This window comes from Pseudomonas sp. PDM27, assembly GCF_019219205.1.
Lineage (GTDB): Bacteria > Pseudomonadota > Gammaproteobacteria > Pseudomonadales > Pseudomonadaceae > Aquipseudomonas > Aquipseudomonas laurylsulfatiphila.
This window is the reverse complement of sequence record NZ_JAHUWF010000037.1, coordinates 1-402: the sequence shown is the minus strand read 5'-3', so window position 1 is coordinate 402 and position 402 is coordinate 1. Positions and strand designations below refer to the sequence as shown.

The window sequence follows — 402 nt, the reverse complement described above, 5'->3', positions numbered from 1 at the left end:
TCGTCCAGCTCATTGATCAGCGAGAATGATCTTTGGAGTCCAAAAGCAGGAGAGCACTGGCCTTTTTTAGGATTTCAATGTCCAGGTCTTTTTGCCTGAGCAACGCTTTGAGCTGCTGAATCTCCCGTTGATCGGCGGTGATTGCCTTGGCCCCCACCGGGGTCGAACCCAAGCGTTCTTTGCGAACCTGATCGACCCAACGGCGCAAGGCGGTAGGGCCAATATCCAAACTGGCACAAACATCGGGAACTGACTGGCCCTCGTCCAGCACCATGCTGGCGGCCTTGAGTTTGAATTCACTGGAATAAGATTTACGCATATCCAAACACCTCAAATTTGGGCGCCATCATAGCGCCCGATTGAAGTGTCCAAAATCATTAGGCCAGTTCAGCTTGCTCGCGA

1 protein-coding gene is annotated in these 402 nt (G+C 52.2%); it reads right to left on the bottom strand.

What is annotated here, in order from left to right; translation table 11 throughout:
• Window positions 1-16: 16 nt before the first annotated feature.
• Window positions 17-319: a transposase gene (locus KW838_RS29280; RefSeq protein ID WP_256326664.1), complete on the bottom strand. Its 303-nt coding sequence runs from the start codon at window positions 317-319 to the stop codon at window positions 17-19.
• Window positions 320-402: the final 83 nt, after the last annotated feature.

Coding starts and splice junctions, on each gene's coding strand:
- KW838_RS29280 (WP_256326664.1), bottom strand. CDS start 319: ATGCGTAAATCTTATTCCAGTGAATTCAAACTCAAGGCCGCCAGCATG.